The 16683-nt window shown below is 58.8% G+C and carries 15 protein-coding genes and 3 tRNA genes; 13 read left to right on the forward strand and 5 right to left on the reverse strand.

What is annotated here, in order from left to right:
* Positions 1–109 precede the first annotated feature (109 nt).
* Positions 110–1663, forward strand: coding sequence for a methyl-accepting chemotaxis protein (locus AB5Y71_RS06705; RefSeq protein WP_368171257.1), 1554 nt, complete (start codon positions 110–112; stop codon positions 1661–1663).
* A 66-nt stretch (positions 1664–1729) separates the two neighbouring features.
* Positions 1730–2086, forward strand: coding sequence for an MGMT family protein (locus AB5Y71_RS06710; RefSeq protein WP_019446729.1), 357 nt, complete (start codon positions 1730–1732; stop codon positions 2084–2086).
* Between the two features lie 16 nt (positions 2087–2102).
* Here AB5Y71_RS06710 and AB5Y71_RS06715 read toward each other — a convergent pair whose 3' ends face one another.
* Both AB5Y71_RS06715 and topA read right to left on the reverse strand, forming a co-directional pair.
* Positions 2103–2267 carry a hypothetical protein gene (locus AB5Y71_RS06715; protein WP_005334891.1) on the reverse strand — a complete coding sequence of 55 codons (165 nt, stop codon included), beginning with the start codon at positions 2265–2267 and terminating at the stop codon, positions 2103–2105.
* Positions 2268–2375: 108 nt separating this feature from the next.
* Positions 2376–4997, reverse strand: a complete 2622-nt coding sequence (topA, locus tag AB5Y71_RS06720; protein ID WP_005362158.1) for a type I DNA topoisomerase — start codon at positions 4995–4997, stop codon at positions 2376–2378.
* A gap of 355 nt (positions 4998–5352) precedes the next feature.
* Here topA and astB point away from each other — a divergent pair, with 355 nt between their 5' ends.
* The 8 genes from astB to AB5Y71_RS06760 all read left to right on the forward strand — a co-directional run bounded on the left by astB (position 5353) and on the right by AB5Y71_RS06760 (position 10903).
* Positions 5353–6690: an N-succinylarginine dihydrolase gene (astB, locus tag AB5Y71_RS06725; RefSeq protein WP_236293415.1), complete on the forward strand. Its 1338-nt coding sequence runs from the start codon at positions 5353–5355 to the stop codon at positions 6688–6690.
* 240 nt (positions 6691–6930) lie between these two features.
* Positions 6931–7015, forward strand: a tRNA-Tyr gene (locus tag AB5Y71_RS06730).
* Between the two features lie 39 nt (positions 7016–7054).
* Positions 7055–7139, forward strand: a tRNA-Tyr gene (locus tag AB5Y71_RS06735).
* 44 nt (positions 7140–7183) lie between these two features.
* Positions 7184–7268 (forward strand) — tRNA-Tyr (locus AB5Y71_RS06740).
* Positions 7269–7410: 142 nt separating this feature from the next.
* Positions 7411–7701 (forward strand): hypothetical protein, encoded by a 291-nt coding sequence (locus AB5Y71_RS06745; protein ID WP_043822382.1) that lies wholly within the window; start codon positions 7411–7413, stop codon positions 7699–7701.
* Positions 7702–7978: 277 nt separating this feature from the next.
* Positions 7979–9340, forward strand: coding sequence for a tRNA 5-hydroxyuridine modification protein YegQ (yegQ, locus tag AB5Y71_RS06750; protein WP_005334895.1), 1362 nt, complete (start codon positions 7979–7981; stop codon positions 9338–9340).
* A gap of 1 nt (position 9341) precedes the next feature.
* Positions 9342–9590, forward strand: coding sequence for a YfhL family 4Fe-4S dicluster ferredoxin (locus AB5Y71_RS06755; RefSeq protein WP_368171258.1), 249 nt, complete (start codon positions 9342–9344; stop codon positions 9588–9590).
* Positions 9591–9683: 93 nt separating this feature from the next.
* A protein-coding gene (locus tag AB5Y71_RS06760) for an IS3 family transposase (RefSeq protein WP_368171259.1) occupies positions 9684–10903 on the forward strand; the annotation gives its coding sequence in 2 pieces (ribosomal slippage) (positions 9684–10032 and positions 10032–10903; 1221 coding nt in all).
* A 68-nt stretch (positions 10904–10971) separates the two neighbouring features.
* Here AB5Y71_RS06760 and AB5Y71_RS06765 read toward each other — a convergent pair.
* Positions 10972–11364, reverse strand: a complete 393-nt coding sequence (locus AB5Y71_RS06765; RefSeq protein WP_064335735.1) for a DUF1090 domain-containing protein — start codon at positions 11362–11364, stop codon at positions 10972–10974.
* Between the two features lie 158 nt (positions 11365–11522).
* On the opposite strand from AB5Y71_RS06765, the gene AB5Y71_RS06770 reads away from it, so the two are divergent.
* Together AB5Y71_RS06770 and AB5Y71_RS06775 are read left to right on the forward strand one after the other, a co-directional pair.
* Positions 11523–11876, forward strand: a complete 354-nt coding sequence (locus tag AB5Y71_RS06770; protein WP_005334901.1) for a DsrE/DsrF/TusD sulfur relay family protein — start codon at positions 11523–11525, stop codon at positions 11874–11876.
* Between the two features lie 174 nt (positions 11877–12050).
* The gene (locus tag AB5Y71_RS06775) at positions 12051–13133 is read left to right on the forward strand and encodes a diguanylate cyclase (protein ID WP_058059187.1); all 1083 of its coding nucleotides are present in this window, start codon (positions 12051–12053) and stop codon (positions 13131–13133) included.
* A gap of 34 nt (positions 13134–13167) precedes the next feature.
* Here the strand turns inward: AB5Y71_RS06775 and AB5Y71_RS06780 are convergent, their stop codons facing one another.
* On the reverse strand, positions 13168–14391 hold the full coding sequence (locus AB5Y71_RS06780; protein WP_368171260.1) for an MFS transporter: 1224 nt from the start codon (positions 14389–14391) through the stop codon (positions 13168–13170).
* A 180-nt stretch (positions 14392–14571) separates the two neighbouring features.
* Positions 14572–15579 (reverse strand): protease SohB, encoded by a 1008-nt coding sequence (gene sohB / locus AB5Y71_RS06785; protein ID WP_368171261.1) that lies wholly within the window; start codon positions 15577–15579, stop codon positions 14572–14574.
* Positions 15580–15801: 222 nt separating this feature from the next.
* Between sohB and AB5Y71_RS06790 the strand changes: the two genes are divergently transcribed.
* Entirely contained in the window at positions 15802–16557 is a 756-nt protein-coding gene (locus AB5Y71_RS06790) for a YciK family oxidoreductase (protein WP_040069067.1), read from the forward strand.
* Positions 16558–16683: the final 126 nt, after the last annotated feature.

Here is a 16683-nt window from a genome sequence, read left to right on the forward strand (position 1 = left end):
CCCCCAATGAAGCTGGTCTGCCTCCTGCTGGCGCGAGCCTGCGGCCACCTCCAGATCTGCCACAATAACAACGACAACATTATCAACAAGAACATCGGAGCGTATTCCTATGGCCCGCAGAGATGTCCATACCCTGGATAGCGAAGTGGAGTTTCCTGCCGACGTACAACTGGTCTCCACCACTGACCTGCGCGGGGTGATCACTTATGCCAATCCGGCTTTTTGCACCATCGCCGGCTATAGAGCTGACGAGCTGGTCGGTCACAACCACAATCTGGTACGCCACCCTGACATGCCCAAGGCCGCCTTCGCCGATCTCTGGGCCCGCCTCAAGGAGGGCAAACCCTGGCGCGGCATCGTCAAAAATCGCTGCAAGGATGGTCGTTACTACTGGGTAGATGCCTACGTCACCCCCATCTACGAAGGCAACAGGATCAGCGGCTACCAGTCGGTACGCTGCAAGCCCGAGCCCCAATTCAAGCGCATCGCCGCTCAGACCTACCAAGCCCTGCTCAAGGCCGAGCGCGGCAACAGCAGCAACCTTCCCTCTCTTGCCAGAGTGCGCACCCCGGCCATTACCCTGTTGCTGCTCGGCATGATGGGCTGGGCCTTCGCCAGCCAAGGGGCCATGACCGTCCTGCTGATGCTGCTGCCCCTGTTGCTTCTTGGCGGAGCCTACTGGCGCGAGCTCTTTGCCCTGCCCCACTATCTGCAGCAACTGGGCCGTGAATATGACAGTCTGACCCGGTTGGTCTACTCCGGTGACAACCCCGGCGCCATTGCCGATTTTCATATCAAGATGCTGCAGGCCCGCATCCGAACCGTTTTGGGGCGGATCAACGATGCCACGGCACCTCTGCAAACCCTGGCCATCAATTTGAAGCAGGCCTCTCATCAGGCCTGTCTCGATATCAACGAGCAAGATGCCCAGACCCAGCAGATGGCTACGGCTATGACTCAGATGGCCAGCACGGCCCACGAGATCGCCCGCAACATTCAGGACTCCAACGGTCAGGTCAACGAAGCGCGCAATCGTTGTGAACAAACCAACCAGCAGTTGAACCAGACCGAGCAACAGATCGAACAGCTCGCCAAACAGGCAGAGCTGGCGTTCAACTCGGCGGTAGAGCTCGCCAGCGAATCCGAACGGATTGGCAGTGTGATGGGCGAGATCCAGGGCATCGCCGAGCAGACTAACCTGCTGGCCCTCAACGCTGCCATCGAAGCCGCTCGCGCCGGGGAGCAGGGCCGTGGTTTTGCAGTGGTGGCCGACGAGGTGCGTACTCTATCGACCCGCACCCACAAGGCGACCGAGCAGATCCAGGGCAGCATCAAGCAGATCCAGCACACGCTGGGACGCTGGAAGGGGATGATGCAGGAGAACCTGCAACAGACCCGCGCATGTGCCGAGATGACCCGCCAGGGCGCTAGCAGCCTCCATACCGTGCTGGCAGAGATAGAGCTGGTCACCGAACACTCCACCCAGATCGCCGCCGCTGCAGAGCAGCAACAAGCGGTCGTGGAAGAGATCAGCCGCAGCATCCACCAGATCTCCGAGTACTCCCACGCCAACAGTCAGAAGATGCTGGATGTCGATCACTCAAGTCAGGCTCTGCTGGAACAGGCCAAGCAACTGAAGGGGCTTAGCCAGACCTTCGGCTGAATCATTGCCAGCCCCATGACAGAAGCGCCACAATGGCGCTTCTGTTGTTTTTGACGAATCGGGTCTATGAGCATTGAACCAAGTCCATCCCCATTGAACAAAACGGCCCGTATCGAAGCTATCATCGCCCTGATCCCGGCAGGCCGGGTAGTCAGCTATGGTCAGGTGGCCGATCTGGCGGGGCTGCCCGGACGGGCAAGACTGGTAGGCAAGGTGCTGCGGGAAACCGACAAGGTACTGCCGTGGCATCGGGTGCTGGGCGCTGCGGGCACTATCTCGTTACCGAAAGGATCGCCAGGCTTTGCCGAACAGACGGGACGCCTGCAGCAGGAGGGGGTCGTGGTGATCGGGGGGCGGGTCAGAATGAAGGAGTGGCAATGGCAGCCCGATCTGGCCGAGCTGCTTTTTCTACTGCCGTTTTGAGGGGGTCACAGCCGGATCACTCCAGCGGCGCCAGGATCTCGTCGCTGCGCACCTGCACCGGTATGGTCTCGTCCGCGCGCTGCAGCAGCACCAGCAGGCTCTGCCGGTCCACTTCCAGCACATAGGCCGCCCCTTCCCGGGTCATGCAGCTCATGCCCGGCCGGATCTCGTTTATCTCCATCTCAACCTCCTTGTCTACTTCGCGATTGATGACAGCTGCACTCCTTGCAGCTGTCTCAGTATACCGCTATCCATAAGCAAAGAGGCCCCTTGTCGGGGCCTCTTTTCATCAGGCTTTTTTAGCCTTTGGCAAACTCTCTTGCCAGGTACCGTTGTCGTAGTGAGCGGTCCAACCGGTCGCCTTGCCGTTGACCTCGCTCATCACGTACTGCTCCTTGGTCTTGCGACTGAAGCGTACGATGGCGGGGTTGCCGTCCGGATCGGTGAGCGGGGCACCGGCCAGATACTTGTGCTTGGCGGAGATGCGATCCTTGAAGCGCTTGAGCTCTTCCACCAGCGGCGCGCGGGTCTCGCGGGATTTGGGGAAGTTGCTGGCCGCCAGGAACAGACCGGCAGCCCCGTCACGCAGCACGAAGTGGGCATCGGACTGGGTGCACTTGAGCTCCGGCAGCGGCACCGGATCCTCCTTCGGCGGCGCGATGTCGCCGTTTTTCAGGATCTTGCGGGTGTTCTTGCAGGTCTCGTTGGTGCAGCCCATGTACTTGCCGAAACGGCCGTTCTTGAGCTGCATCTCGGCTCCGCAACGGTCGCACTCGATGCTCGGCCCTTCGTAGCCCTTGAGCTTGAACTGGCCCTTCTCGATCTCGTAGCCATCGCAGTCCGGGTTGCGACCACAGACGTGCAGCTTGCGGCTGTCGTCGATGATATAGGCATCCATCGCTGTACCACAGACGCCGCAGCGGTGCTTGGCGCGCAGCGCTTCGGTTTCCGCCTCTTCACCGTCAGTGGCGGAGACAAACTCGTCGGCAGAGACCAGGTTGATGGTCTTCTTGCAGCGCTCTTTCGGCGGCAAAGCATAGCCGGAGCAGCCGAGGAACACACCGGTAGTCGCGGTACGAATCCCCATCTTGCGGCCGCAATCCGGGCAGTCGATGTCGGTCATCACCATCTGGTTGGCACGCATGCCGCCCTCTTCGGGCGCCTTGTCAGCCTTCTCCAGCTCCTGAGTAAACTCGGCGTAGAAGGCGTCCAGCACCTTCTTCCACTCCAGGCTCCCTTCGGCGATGCCATCGAGCTTGTCTTCCATCTTGGCGGTGAACTCGTAGTTCATCAGCTCGACGAAGTTCTCCACCAGACGATCGGTGACGATCTCGCCCATCTTCTCGGCGAAGAAACGGCGGCTTTCGACCCGCACATATCCGCGATCGACGATGGTGGAGATGATGGAGGCGTAGGTTGACGGACGGCCGATGCCGCGTTTTTCCAGCTCGCGCACCAGCGCAGCTTCAGTGAAACGGGCAGGCGGTTTGGTGAAGTGCTGGCGCGGATCCAGCTTGACCAATTTCAGCACCTCGCCAACGGTCACCGCCGGCAGCTGACTATCTTCGCCCTTGCGACCCATCGGCGGTAGTGCCTTGGTCCAACCGGCGAAGCGCAGGGTACGGCCACGGGCCTTGAGCTCGAACTCACCCGCCTTGACGGTCAGGGTGGAGGAGTCGTACTGGGCCGGGGTCATCTGGCAAGCAACGAACTGACGCCAGATGAGATCGTACAGACGCATGGCATCCGGCTCCATCCCTTCCAGCATCTCGGCAGTCACCTGTACGTTGGAGGGACGGATCGCCTCGTGCGCTTCCTGAGCATTGGCCTTGGCGCCATACAAATTTGGCTCGGCTGGCAGATAGGCAGCGCCATACTGCTCGCCGATATATTCACGCACCGCCTCAACCGCCTCTTTGCTGAGGTTGGTGGAGTCGGTACGCATATAGGTGATGTAACCCGCTTCATAGAGACGCTGGGCCATCATCATGGTCTTCTTGACCCCGAAGCTCAGACGGGTAGAAGCCGCCTGCTGCAGGGTGGAGGTGATAAACGGCGCGGACGGTTTGGAACCGGTCGGCTTGTCTTCCCGGTTAACGACCTTGTAGTCGACCCCTTCCAGGGCTGCGACAGCGGCAAAGGTCTCGGCCTGGGTCACTGGCTTGAAGTCAGCCCCGTTGCGGCTGACCACTTCCATCCGCAGATCGCTCTTGTCGGCAGTCAGCAGGTCGGCATTGAGATCCCAGAACTCAACCGGAACGAACGCCTTGATTTCGCGCTCTTTATCGACGATGAGACGCACCGCAACGGACTGTACCCGACCGGCGGAGAGGCCACGAGCCAGCTTTTTCCACAGCAGCGGGGAGACCATGTAACCCACCACGCGGTCGAGGAAACGACGGGCCTGCTGGGCATTGACGCGGTCAATATTCAGCTCGGACGGCTGGGCGAACGCCTCCTTGATGGCGCTCTTGGTGATCTCGTTGAACACCACGCGCTTGTAGCGGCTGTCGTCGCCACCGATGATCTCGCGCAGGTGCCAGGCGATCGCCTCTCCTTCTCTATCCAAGTCGGTTGCGAGATAGATGGTGTCGGCTTTCTCGGCCAGACTTTGCAACTCGCTGACCACCTTCTCCTTGCCGGGCAAAATCTGGTAGTTGGCCTGCCAGCCAGCGGTCGGATTGATACCCATCCGGGCAAACAGGGCCTTGCGATCCTTGGCAGCCTTCTCGGATTCGCTCAACTTGATGCCGCGAATGACAGGTTTCTTGGGCTCGGTGCTGGCGCTGCCGCTGGTGGGCAGATCGCGAACATGACCCACGCTGGATTTCACCACGTAGTCCTTGCCCAGATATTTGTTGATCGTCTTGGCCTTGGCCGGAGACTCCACTATGACCAGTGATTTGCCCATGCTGTAACTATTATCCTCATTGCACCCGACGGGGTTGGTGTGCGGTTTTGTGGGGCTGTATAAGAGATTTGGCGCGAAAAAGCAATCTTGTGAGCAAATTTGCCTGACCAGCCCGAACCACACGGCTTCTTTTATTGCTTCTTTATTTATTAATGCGAAGGCAGCAGGCCGGACGCAACCGCTTTTTCAATTTTCTGCCATACCGCCCCTCTTTTTATATCTGAAACGACATAAAAACGTCTGCTGGTTACCGACTTGTTACAAAAACATAAAATCTCTTTATAATGGCCCAACCCCGACGCATTGCGCGCGGAAGGAACCGCTACCCATCATAAAAATCGAAAGGATGTACTCAATGAAGCACTTCGAGGTCAATTTCGACGGTCTGGTCGGCCCGACTCATAACTATGCCGGCCTCTCCTACGGCAACGTTGCCTCCCAGAGCAATGCCCAGGAGGCTTCCAATCCGAAAGAGGCCGCCAAGCAGGGGCTGCGCAAGATGAAGGCGCTGACCGAGCTTGGCATGACCCAGGGGGTGCTGGCGCCACAAGAGCGTCCCGATCTCGCCACCCTGCGCCGCCTCGGCTTCACTGGCAACGATGCCCGGGTGCTGGAGCAGGCCGCCAAGCAGGCTCCTGCCGTACTGGCTGCCTGCTATTCAGCCTCCAGCATGTGGACCGCCAATGCCGCCACCGTCTCTCCCAGTGCCGATACCCAGGATGGCCGCATTCACTTCACCCCCGCCAACCTGACCAACAAGTTTCACCGCTCTCTGGAGCCGGACGTTACAGGTCGCATCCTGCGCGCCGTGTTCAACAATGATCGCCACTTCAGCCACCACCTCCATCTGCCGGAGAATGACCACTTCGGCGATGAGGGGGCAGCCAACCACACCCGCCTCTGCCGCGCCTATGGCGAGGCGGGGGTCGAGCTGTTTGTCTATGGCCGCAGCGCCTTTGACTACTCCCGCCCGGCGCCGAAGCGCTATCCGGCCCGCCAGACCCTGGAGGCAAGCCAGGCCATCGCCCGCCTGCATGGCCTTGGCGAGGAGAGCGTAGTGTTTATTCAGCAAAACCCGGAGGTGATCGATCAGGGGGTATTCCATAACGATGTGATCGCAGTGGGCAACCAGAACGTGCTCTTCTTCCACCAGCAAGCGTTCCTCAACACCGAAGCGGTACTGACCGAGATCCGCGGCAAGTTTGGCGAAGGAGATTTGCACTTTATCGAAGTGCCGACCGCAGAGGTATCCGTGCTGGATGCGGTGAAATCCTACCTGTTCAACACCCAGATCCTCACCATGCCGAGCGGCGAGATGGCCATTATCGCCCCCACCGAGTGCCGCGATAATCCGGCAGTGTCGGCCTATCTTGGCAAGCTGCTGACGCAGGAGACTCCGATCAAGGCGGTCCACTATATGGATGTGAAACAGAGCATGCGTAATGGTGGCGGCCCGGCCTGTCTGCGACTGCGGGTTGCCATGAACGATCAGGAACTCGCCGCGGTCAATCCGGCCTGCCTTATCAACGACAGCCAGTTTGTTCGCCTCAATGGCTGGGTCGATCGCCACTACCGTGACCGGCTGACCCTCGATGACCTGCGGGATCCGGCACTGGTGCAGGAGTCCCGCAGCGCACTGGACGAGCTGACCCAGATCCTGAAACTGGGTTCGGTCTACCCGTTCCAGCGCTAGATGTGATGCCCGGGAAGACCGCCGACACTGGCGGTCTTCTGCTATCTGCCTGTCTTCAGCGCGATCGCCAACTTGCACGGATGCTGTTTTGTGCAGAAAAGCAGCGCACAACTTGCTGATAAGCTTGAATTTTGAGCTGGATGTATCAAAAAATCGACGAACAGTCATTTTTTACTGCCAGATGCCTCATCAAGGGGTTCACAAAGCCTCTGGATCTGATAGTATGCGCCTCGCACTTGGGGAGGGGTTCCCGAGCGGCCAAAGGGATCAGACTGTAAATCTGACGGCTCTGCCTTCGAAGGTTCGAATCCTTCTCCCTCCACCATTCAAGTGCAAAAGTAGTGACAATCAGGAAATACCCCGTGGAGGGGTTCCCGAGCGGCCAAAGGGATCAGACTGTAAATCTGACGGCTCTGCCTTCGAAGGTTCGAATCCTTCTCCCTCCACCATTTCCCTGATTGCAATGGCTGAATACAATTTGCTTTGCCCCTGTGGAGGGGTTCCCGAGCGGCCAAAGGGATCAGACTGTAAATCTGACGGCTCTGCCTTCGAAGGTTCGAATCCTTCTCCCTCCACCATCATTCAAGAAAACCCGGCCTCGCGCTGGGTTTTCGCTTTCTGCTATCCCCCTCACACTTTTCCGACCTTGTCAGATCTGACAGTTGCAATTGCATCCCATCTTGCTCATCGTGGCATCATCGACATCAGAGTGTTCAAATCATGTTTGAAGTCTGGGACGAGCATGGTCACGCCACCGGTCTGACACTGCAGGCGCTCAAAGTCAGAATCAGCAACGACTATCAGGGCGATCTGATGGTGCGCTACAGCAACAAGCTGGGACTCCCCACGACCCTCTTTCTGACCATTCATCAGGGCGTTGCCTATCAACGCTTCAAAGCGGGCTCGCCAAAACTGGATTGGGAATGGCTGGCCAGCGCAGGCAATGGCCACAGCCCCCGTAATTTTATGAGCGAACAGTTTCCCGATTTTCAACTCGCACTAGATAATTGAACATCAGCAACTATCGCTAACCCACCACCACAGATTACCTAAAAACTGATTTTCCATTCGCATGATATTCCTGCCAAATTGCATGATGACGTGGGGGCGAGTACAATCTCGCACCCCGAATATCCAGCGCATCTTCTGTAGATAGGCCCGGATATGCCGTCATCGGGTCGTGCTGCATTGAGCCTCTTCTCTGAGAGCTTCTTGCACCGCAACTCAACCACTACGATGCCATCAGGTGGCATCGTCCTGATTTGCAATCAGATATAAAGAGTCCGCCATGTTTAAACCAGAATTGCTCTCCCCCGCAGGTTCCCTCAAGAACATGCGTTATGCCTATGCCTATGGCGCTGATGCCGTCTATGCCGGTCAGCCCCGCTACAGCCTGCGGGTGCGTAACAACGAATTCGATCACGAAAACCTGCAGCTGGGCATCAACGAAGCCCATGCGCTGGGCAAGCAGTTCTATGTGGTGGCCAACATCCAGCCCCACAACTCCAAGCTCAAGACCTTTATCCGCGACATGCGCCCCGTGGTGGAGATGAAGCCGGATGCGCTGATCATGTCCGACCCCGGTCTTATCATGATGATGCGTGAAGCCTTCCCGGATATGCCCATTCACCTCTCGGTGCAGGCCAACGCGGTCAACTGGGCCACGGTGAAGTTCTGGCATCAGATGGGCCTGACCCGCGCCATCCTCTCCCGCGAGCTGTCGCTGGACGAGATCGAAGAGATCCGCATGCAGGTACCGGAGATGGAGCTGGAAGTGTTCGTTCACGGCGCGCTGTGCATGGCCTACTCCGGCCGCTGCCTGCTCTCCGGCTATATCAACAAGCGTGACCCCAACCAGGGCACCTGCACCAACTCCTGCCGCTGGGAGTACAAGGTACACGAGGGTAAAGAAGATGACGTGGGCCAGATCGTCCACCGTCAGGAGCCCATAGCCGTGCGTCCGGACAACACGCTAGGCCTTGGCAAGCCGACCGATGCCTTGGTGCTGCTGGAAGAGTCCAACCGCCCGGGCGAGTACATGAGTGCGTTCGAAGACGAACACGGCACCTACATCATGAACTCCAAGGACTTGCGTGCCGTCGAGCACGTCGAGCGACTGACCAAGATGGGCGTTCATTCCCTGAAAATCGAAGGGCGCACCAAGTCTTTCTATTACTGCGCCCGTACCGCTCAGGTTTACCGCAAGGCCATCGACGATGCGGTAGCGGGTCGTCCGTTCGACCGCAGCCTGATGGGCACCCTCGAAAATCTGGCCCACCGCGGCTACACCGAGGGCTTCCTGCGCCGTCACAACCACAGCGAATACCAGAACTACGACTACGGCTACTCCGTCTCCGACACCCAGCAGTTTGTCGGCGAAATCACCGGACGCAAAGGTGACATGGTCGAGGTCGAAGTGAAGAACAAGTTCCTGGTGGGCAACAATCTGGAGCTGATGACCCCGCAGGGCAACGTCCGTTTCAATCTGGAGCAGATGGAGAACCGCAAGGGCGAGCTTATCGATACCGCGCCGGGCAACGGTCACGTGGTCTATGTGCCGGTCCCGAAAGATCTGGATGTGAACTACGGCATTTTGCTGCGCAATCTGGGCGACAGCCAGGATACCCGCAACCCGCACACGGCGGCCTGAAATGGCGCTGCTCATCACCGACAAGTGCATCAACTGTGACATGTGCGATCCCGAGTGCCCCAACCAAGCTATCAGCCTGGGTGAGGAGATCTACGAGATCGACCACAGTCGCTGCACCGAGTGCGTCGGTCACTATGAGAAGCCGACCTGCATCAGTGTCTGCCCTATCGACTGCATCATCTGGGATCCCGCTCATGTGGAAACCGAAGATCAGCTGATGGAGAAGTTTGTGCGGATGCACAGACCGTAAAACGAAAAAAGGCCGAGCAATCGGCCTTTTTTGATCCTGCTGTCCCGTCCTGAATATGGTTTACACCTTTCCCCCCAATAAATGGAGAACCCGATGGGACAAGGTGTGAAACGGACACAGCGCGATTACTCGCTGACTTTTAAACTGGCACTGGTCGAGCAGATTGAAAAAGGCGAGCTCACCTACAAACAGGCTCAGGTGCGTTATGGCATTCAGGGCCGCTCCACCGTTCTGGTATGGTTGCGTAAACATGGTCGGCAAGATTGGAGCCAGGGGGCTTCTGTTCGTGCCGGCAGGAGCATCACCATGCCTGACCCCGACAACCAGACGCCCGAACAGCGCATCAAGGAACTCGAGCAACAGCTGGCGCTGATGAGCCAGAAGGCCCAGTTCTTTGAGGCCGTCGTCGATGTGCTGAAGAATGACTACGGCGTCTCCATCGTAAAAAAGCGACCCGGCAAGTCCTCTCGCAGCGGCAAGTCGAGAGGCTGACCATTGTCAGGGCTTGCCTGTTTCTAGGGATAAGCCGGCAGGCTTACTACAAGCGCAATCGGGTCGCCGACGAGCGCCATGCACAAGGATTGCAGGTGGTGCGCTTCGTGCGTCAGGTTCGACTGCGACAACCTCGGGTCGGCACCCGCAAGCTACATTATCTGCTGCAGGGTCAGGATGATGGCGGGCTCAAGGTCGGGCGGGACAGGCTGTTTCGGATATTGGCCGAGCACCGCTTGCTGGTGCAGCCTAAGCGGGCGTATCACAAGACCACCCACAGTTTTCACCGTTTCTACCGCCATCCCAACTTGCTCAAGGCGGGGCCAGAGCAGGTCACACCGGTGGCCCCGGAGCAGGTCTGGGTCGCTGATATCACCTATCTGCCAGCCAGGAGCGGGCCACTGTACCTGAGCCTGGTGACGGATGCGTACTCACGCAAGATAGTGGGCCATCACGTGCACGAAGGAATGCATGCCGAATCGGTTGAGATGGCGTTCAAGAAAGCGCTGAAGCAACGACGTGGCAGCGGGGAGCTAATCCATCACTCAGACCGCGGCGTGCAGTATTGCTCGGGGCTGTATCGGTCATTACATGAACGGTACGGGGTGAAATGCTCGATGACGGATGGGTATGACTGTTACCAGAATGCGTTGGCGGAGCGGGTGAACGGGATTTGGAAAGGAGAGTTATTGTTGCAAAGCCCGCAGGATTTGACGCAAGCGCGGGAAATGGTGCGTGAAGCAGTGGATATTTACAACGCGGAGCGGCCGCATCATGCGTTGAAATACAGAACCCCCGATGCAGTACATAGGGGGTTCTGAGTAGAGAAATGCTAGTTGAAAATGTGTAAACCTATTTCAGGACTAGACATGCGTTCAGCGGCAGGCCATCACTTGCCGACCAGCCGGATCAGTTTGTCCAGCTCACGCTGGGCCTCCAGCATCCGGGTCTGGGACTCCTCCAGCCTGGCCTGCCGCTTGGCAATCTTCTCCGGTTTGCCACTGACTCTCGCCTCCTGCAGCTCGAGCAGGCGCTCCTCCACCTCGCCGCGCAGTTTGTTAACCCGCTCTTTCTGCTCCTTGAGCAGACCTTCATCAGTACAGTTGGCCTTGATATTGCGCGCTGCCTGTTCCAGCCCGGCAATCTGCCCGGCATTGTTGTGTGCTTTGGCAAACACCAGCTGGTCGTTGACGGCCTGCAGACGGGCCTTGCAACCGACCGCCTCACTACCAAAGGCCTGACCCGCCAATAGCAGCAAGCCGGCTCCCAATACTTTCCACATCTCGATTCATCCGGTCTTGTTTGCGAGCTGACCATAAAAACCTCGATCGGCAGCAGGGTCAAGCAAGCGGGAAAAAGGTGCGACAGAAGTTGTGCAACATCACGCAATTGGCACCCTGTTGGTTCTACAATGGCGCTCTTTCCAATCGGGAGTCTGTTATGAATCAACAAATTGTGGTCATTGCCAACGGTGCCCCCTACGGCAGTGAATCCCTGTTCAACGCCCTACGCCTCGCTATCGCCCTCAACGAACAGGGTGGTGCCAGCCTCAAGCTGTTCCTGATGTCCGATGCGGTGAGCGCGGCGCTGGCCGGTCAGGCACCGGCCGAGGGATACAACCTGCGCCAGATGCTGGAGATCCTGCTGGCCCAGGGCGTCACCATTCGCCTGTGCAAGACCTGCACCGATGCCCGTGGCATCACAGCCCTGCCGCTGATCGAGGGCATTGAGGTCGGCACCCTGCCGATGCTGGCCCAATGGACCCTGGCTGCCGACAAGGTGCTGACCTTCTGATCTCCCCCTCCGGATCTCTTGCCCCTTTAGCCTTCACCTGACCCTCCATAGCCCCCGCCACGCGGGGGCATTGCGCGCGCCCCAGCCTCACTGACTACACTATCAATTGCCACACCTGCTTGTTTGTCCCACCTCACGGACAGCGTAACGCCCAGTAATAAACCGAGGACGACGATGAATCCGACCGAACAGACCCTGCTTGAGCAGATGAGGATCACCGACTTTGAAATTGCCCATCGCAAGGAGTTATTGCTGCTCAATGAACAGGATGTGGCGCGGCTGGCAAGTTATTGCAGCAAGATAGAACCACGTATCGACGCCCTGGTGGATCGCTTCTACCAGCAGCAGACGGCCATCACCGAAATCGCCCTGTTGATCGGGGATGCCGATACCCTCATACGGTTGCGCACCGCGCAACGTCGCTATGTGCTCGATCTCTTCAGCGGCCATTACGATCTGGAGTACGTCAACAACCGGCTTCGGATCGGGCTGGTTCACAAGCGGATCGGGGTCGAACCCAAGCTCTATCTGGCCGCCATCAACACCCTCAAAGCCCTGCTGATCGAGGATATGTTCGAGCAGATCCGCGATGAACCGGAGCGCCTCGTCATGCTGGCCGCCCTGGACAAACTCTTTCTGTTCGACATCACTCTGGTCTTCGAAACCTACATTCGCAGTCTGGTGTCGGAAATAGAGTCATCCAGAGAGAAGTCGGAGAACTATGCCAAGAGTCTGGAGCAGAAAGTACGCGAGCGTACCAAACAACTGGAGGAGCTGAACCGCACCGATGCCCTGACCGGATTGCTCAACGTTCGCCACCTCAACGAGCTGTTGCTGCTGAGCCTGCGCACCTGTCAGCGCCGTGCCGAACCCATGGCCATCGCCTATCTCGATATCGACAACTTCAAGCAAATCAACGATACCGAAGGTCACCAGCGCGGAGACGAGATCCTGCGCATCGTCGGCCACTGCATCCGTCAGGTCTTTCGCGCCGAAGACAGCTGCTTTCGTTATGGTGGAGATGAGTTCTGCCTGATCCTGCCCAACTGCAACGAGAGTCAGGCGCGGGATATCTATCTCAAACGATTGATCAACACCGTCAAGGAGCAGTTGGGCGATCTCACCCTCAGTATCGGCATAGTGCAGACCGGGCCGGAGCACTACGACGACGGGCTAAACCTGATCCGCCTCGCCGACGAGAGGATGTACGCAGCCAAGAAGGCGCTCAAAGAGAAGACTCCGGGTAGCACGCACTGAACATTCAGCATCACAGATCCCCGCATTAACTGGGTCAGCTCCGCTCAACCACAGACGTGGCCACAGCGGAACGCTGTACTCTGGCACCCCACTCATAAAGCGCAAAAATCGCCACACAAAGCAGCGCCATCAGCACATAGAGCAACTGCCCGCTCCACTGCTCGAGGAGCCAGCCTCCCAGCAGGGCGCCGGCAGCCCCTCCCAACCCGGCCAGTGCGCTGGCACCAAAGTAGCTCCCCTTGAGGTGGGTGGGGGCCATCTGGTCGATCAGCACGTTGAGCAGGGGGAAGAGGATGGTCTCGCCAATGCTGAGCAACAGCACGGCGCCAAACCAGTGGCTGCGCACCATCGGGTCCCCCAGCGCGAAGAGCAGCTGGGCCGCCAAAAAGAGCGCCATGCCGATATGAAGCCGCACCCGCACCGGCCAGCGTGACAACAACCGCAGCAGCGGAAACTGCAGCAGCACCACGGTCAGGGCATTGGTCGCCACCAGCAGGGCAACCAGCTCGGCCACCTGCGGCATACCGGCCCGGGTCAGGTATTGCACCAGCGGCGAGTGAAACTGGGAGTAGACCAGCACCATCAGGAGATTGGCCATCACCAGTAGCAGGAAGGCGCGATCCGCCAGCAACACCTTGATGGCATCCCGCAGTCCGGGGCCAGCAGCACCCGGCTTGCCTGTGCTGCCAGCCCGGCGAAATCCCCAGCCAAATGCCAGCGCCAGCAGCAAATAGCTCACCACCAGAAACAGGAAGGTCTCCTGCTGGGCGTTGATCCCGAGGGTCACCCCGAGCAGCGGCCCCAACGCGGCCCCCAGGTTGAGCAGAAAATAGCGCAGGTGCAGTGCCAGCTCCCTCGCCTTGGCCGAGGCCAGACTGTCGGCCATCAACGCCTTACCGGGGGCATCGATGAGCCCCGACGAGAGGCCGCTACCCATCACCCCGACCCCAAGCCAGAACACCGCATGGGAGAAGCCGAGCAGGCCGAAACAGAGCATCGCCACCAGACAACCGGCCAGCAGTATGCTGCGCCGCCCGAAGCGATCAGAGAGCCAGCCGCCGTAAAAACTGACCAGGGTAGAGAGGGCCATCGAGCCACCCAGCAACAGGCCGATGAAGGTGGCCGAAAGGTCATACTCCCGATAGAGCAGAATGGAGAGGAAGGGCCACACCATGTAGTAGCTGGTACGCACCATGAAGGTGCCCAGAATGACGATCCAGACCAGCGGGGTAAATTGCCTGAAGGTGCTCCATGACATCGCTATGCTCCATGCCCCGCAGCTCTTACCACAAGATCCTGTCATAAACGGGGAAAGCATTCAGTTGTAACAGAGGGCCTCAATAGAAACAACCCTCGCTCACCGACAAGGTGCAACCGGATGCAAAAAGGCCAGCCGATGGGCATCGGCTGGCCTTTTTATCGCGGGATTTCCCTCGGGCTAGCGCCAGGGGCTCTGCTGCCACAGACGCCCCAGTCCGGCTTCCAGCGCCTGAGCGCCCTGCTGCCCCAGCTTCTGGGTCAGGCTTTTTGGCTTGCGATAGCTGATGCCGATCACCTTGTGGTGGCTGGCCTGCGCCAGCAGATAGTCATCACTGGTGCAGAGGGTATCCACCAATCCCAGCCCCTTGGCCTGACTCGCCAGCCAGTGCTCGCCGGTCGTGACCTGATCGATATCGAGTTGCGGGCGGTGTTCGGCCACAAAGGCCTTGAAGCGCTCGTGGATCGCCGCCAGCTCCTCGCGAAACTTCTCGCGCCCCAGATCGTCGTTCTCGCCGAACATGGTGATAGTGCGCTTGTACTGACCGGCGGAGTGCATCTCGAATTCGATATCGTGCTTTTTCAACAACTTGTTGAAGTTCGGCATCTGGGCGATCACCCCGATGGAGCCGACGATGGCAAAGGGGGCAGCCAGGATCTTGTCCGCCACGCAGGCCATCATGTAGCCGCCGCTCGCCGCCACCTTGTCGATAGCCACGGTGAGCTTGATGTCACGATCGCGCAGTCGCTGCAACTGGGAAGCGGCCAAGCCGTAGCCATGCACCACGCCGCCACCGGATTCGAGCCGCAGCAGTACCTCGTCGCCGGGCTGGGCGACGCCGATCACCGCGCTCACCTCCTCGCGCAGGGAGGCCACCTCTTTGGCATCCATGCTACCGTTGAAATCGAGCACAAACAGGCGACTGCGCTCATCACCCGCCTTGGCGCGCTTTTTCTGCTCCTCTTTCTGCTGCTTTTCCAGCACCTTGCGCTCGGCCTTGCTTACGAGCGCGCTCTTGAGGGCAAATTGCCCCTGCTCCAGCTCGCTCGAGAGATCGGTCACCACCAGCTCCCCCTTGCGCGCTTTCGGCTGGCGAGTGCTCACAATCATCAGGATGATGGCGCCGATGGCCAGCAGGAAGGTCACTGTCTTGGCCAAAAACAGGCCATATTCGGTCAGAAATGTCACGATGGACTCCAGAATGGATCGGTTTTCGTCACATTCTAGGGAGTTTGATGGAGGCGCGCAAAAAATCGCAGCCAGTGCCAGGAAAAACCAACCCGAGCATCACAACCTCTCTATTTTCTTCACATTTTTCTTGCCGCTGGCTGGTCAAACAGGCGCGCGGATCAGTACACTTGGCGCCGATTGCCATGCACTTATGGCCGGAATTTGTTAACAGGAGTTGTCATGCTCGATTATCAGGCGCCCCGCGATCTGCTCAAGGATAAAGTCATTCTGGTCACCGGTGCCGGCGACGGGATCGGCCGCGAAGCCGCCCTCACATACGCCGCTCACGGTGCCACCGTGATCCTGCTCGGCCGCACCAGCGCCAAACTCGAAGCCGTGTATGACCAGATTGAAGCGGCCGGTTATCCGCTGCCCGCCATCGTGCCGGTGGATCTGAAAGGGGCCACCGCCGCCCACTACCGCGGCATGGCCGAAACCTTCGCCCAGCAGTTTGGCCGCCTCGACGGCGTGCTGTTCAACGCCGGTCTGCTTGGCACCCTCTCTCCGTTTGAACACATTCAGGAGAAGGAGTGGGACGAGGTGATGCAGGTCAACGTCAAATCGGAATTCCTGCTGACCCAGGCGCTGCTGCCACTGCTGCGCCAGACTGCCAAGACGCAGGGCGATGCCTCCATCGTCTACACCTCCTCCAGCGTGGGACGCAAGGGGCGCGCCTACTGGGGCACCTATGCCATCTCCAAATTTGCCATCGAGGGGATGATGGAAGTGCTGGCCGACGAGCTTGAGAACACCGGTGTGCGGGTCAATACCCTCAATCCGGGCGGCACCCGCACCAAGATGCGCGCCAGCGCCTTCCCGGCGGAAGATCCCATGAACCTCAAGACTCCGGCCGACCTGATGCCGCTCTACCTCTACCTAATGGGGTCGGACAGCCGCGGCAAAACCGGCCAGACCTTTGTGGCTCAGCCAAAATAAACAAGTTGCGTGGCCCAGCCCAAATAAATCAATAAAATACCCAGAGTGTTGTGCGGCAGGGGTTAAATTGAATAGGGGGCACAGGCACCCTGTTCGAACCACTGACCATCCTATCTCCAATCAGGT

This window comes from Aeromonas sp. R9-2 (assembly GCF_040908025.1).
Taxonomy (GTDB): Bacteria; Pseudomonadota; Gammaproteobacteria; order Enterobacterales; family Aeromonadaceae; genus Aeromonas; species Aeromonas veronii.

What these genes read in the sequence shown, in the direction of transcription:
- AB5Y71_RS06705 (WP_368171257.1), top strand. Translation starts at nt 110, where the DNA reads ATGGCCCGCAGAGATGTCCATACCCTGGATAGCGAAGTGGAGTTTCCT.
- AB5Y71_RS06710 (WP_019446729.1), top strand. Translation starts at nt 1,730, where the DNA reads ATGAGCATTGAACCAAGTCCATCCCCATTGAACAAAACGGCCCGTATC.
- AB5Y71_RS06715 (WP_005334891.1), bottom strand. Translation starts at nt 2,267, where the DNA reads ATGGAGATAAACGAGATCCGGCCGGGCATGAGCTGCATGACCCGGGAA.
- topA (WP_005362158.1), bottom strand. Translation starts at nt 4,997, where the DNA reads ATGGGCAAATCACTGGTCATAGTGGAGTCTCCGGCCAAGGCCAAGACG.
- astB (WP_236293415.1), top strand. Translation starts at nt 5,353, where the DNA reads ATGAAGCACTTCGAGGTCAATTTCGACGGTCTGGTCGGCCCGACTCAT.
- AB5Y71_RS06745 (WP_043822382.1), top strand. Translation starts at nt 7,411, where the DNA reads ATGTTTGAAGTCTGGGACGAGCATGGTCACGCCACCGGTCTGACACTG.
- yegQ (WP_005334895.1), top strand. Translation starts at nt 7,979, where the DNA reads ATGTTTAAACCAGAATTGCTCTCCCCCGCAGGTTCCCTCAAGAACATG.
- AB5Y71_RS06755 (WP_368171258.1), top strand. Translation starts at nt 9,342, where the DNA reads ATGGCGCTGCTCATCACCGACAAGTGCATCAACTGTGACATGTGCGAT.
- AB5Y71_RS06765 (WP_064335735.1), bottom strand. Translation starts at nt 11,364, where the DNA reads ATGTGGAAAGTATTGGGAGCCGGCTTGCTGCTATTGGCGGGTCAGGCC.
- AB5Y71_RS06770 (WP_005334901.1), top strand. Translation starts at nt 11,523, where the DNA reads ATGAATCAACAAATTGTGGTCATTGCCAACGGTGCCCCCTACGGCAGT.
- AB5Y71_RS06775 (WP_058059187.1), top strand. Translation starts at nt 12,051, where the DNA reads ATGAATCCGACCGAACAGACCCTGCTTGAGCAGATGAGGATCACCGAC.
- AB5Y71_RS06780 (WP_368171260.1), bottom strand. Translation starts at nt 14,391, where the DNA reads ATGTCATGGAGCACCTTCAGGCAATTTACCCCGCTGGTCTGGATCGTC.
- AB5Y71_RS06790 (WP_040069067.1), top strand. Translation starts at nt 15,802, where the DNA reads ATGCTCGATTATCAGGCGCCCCGCGATCTGCTCAAGGATAAAGTCATT.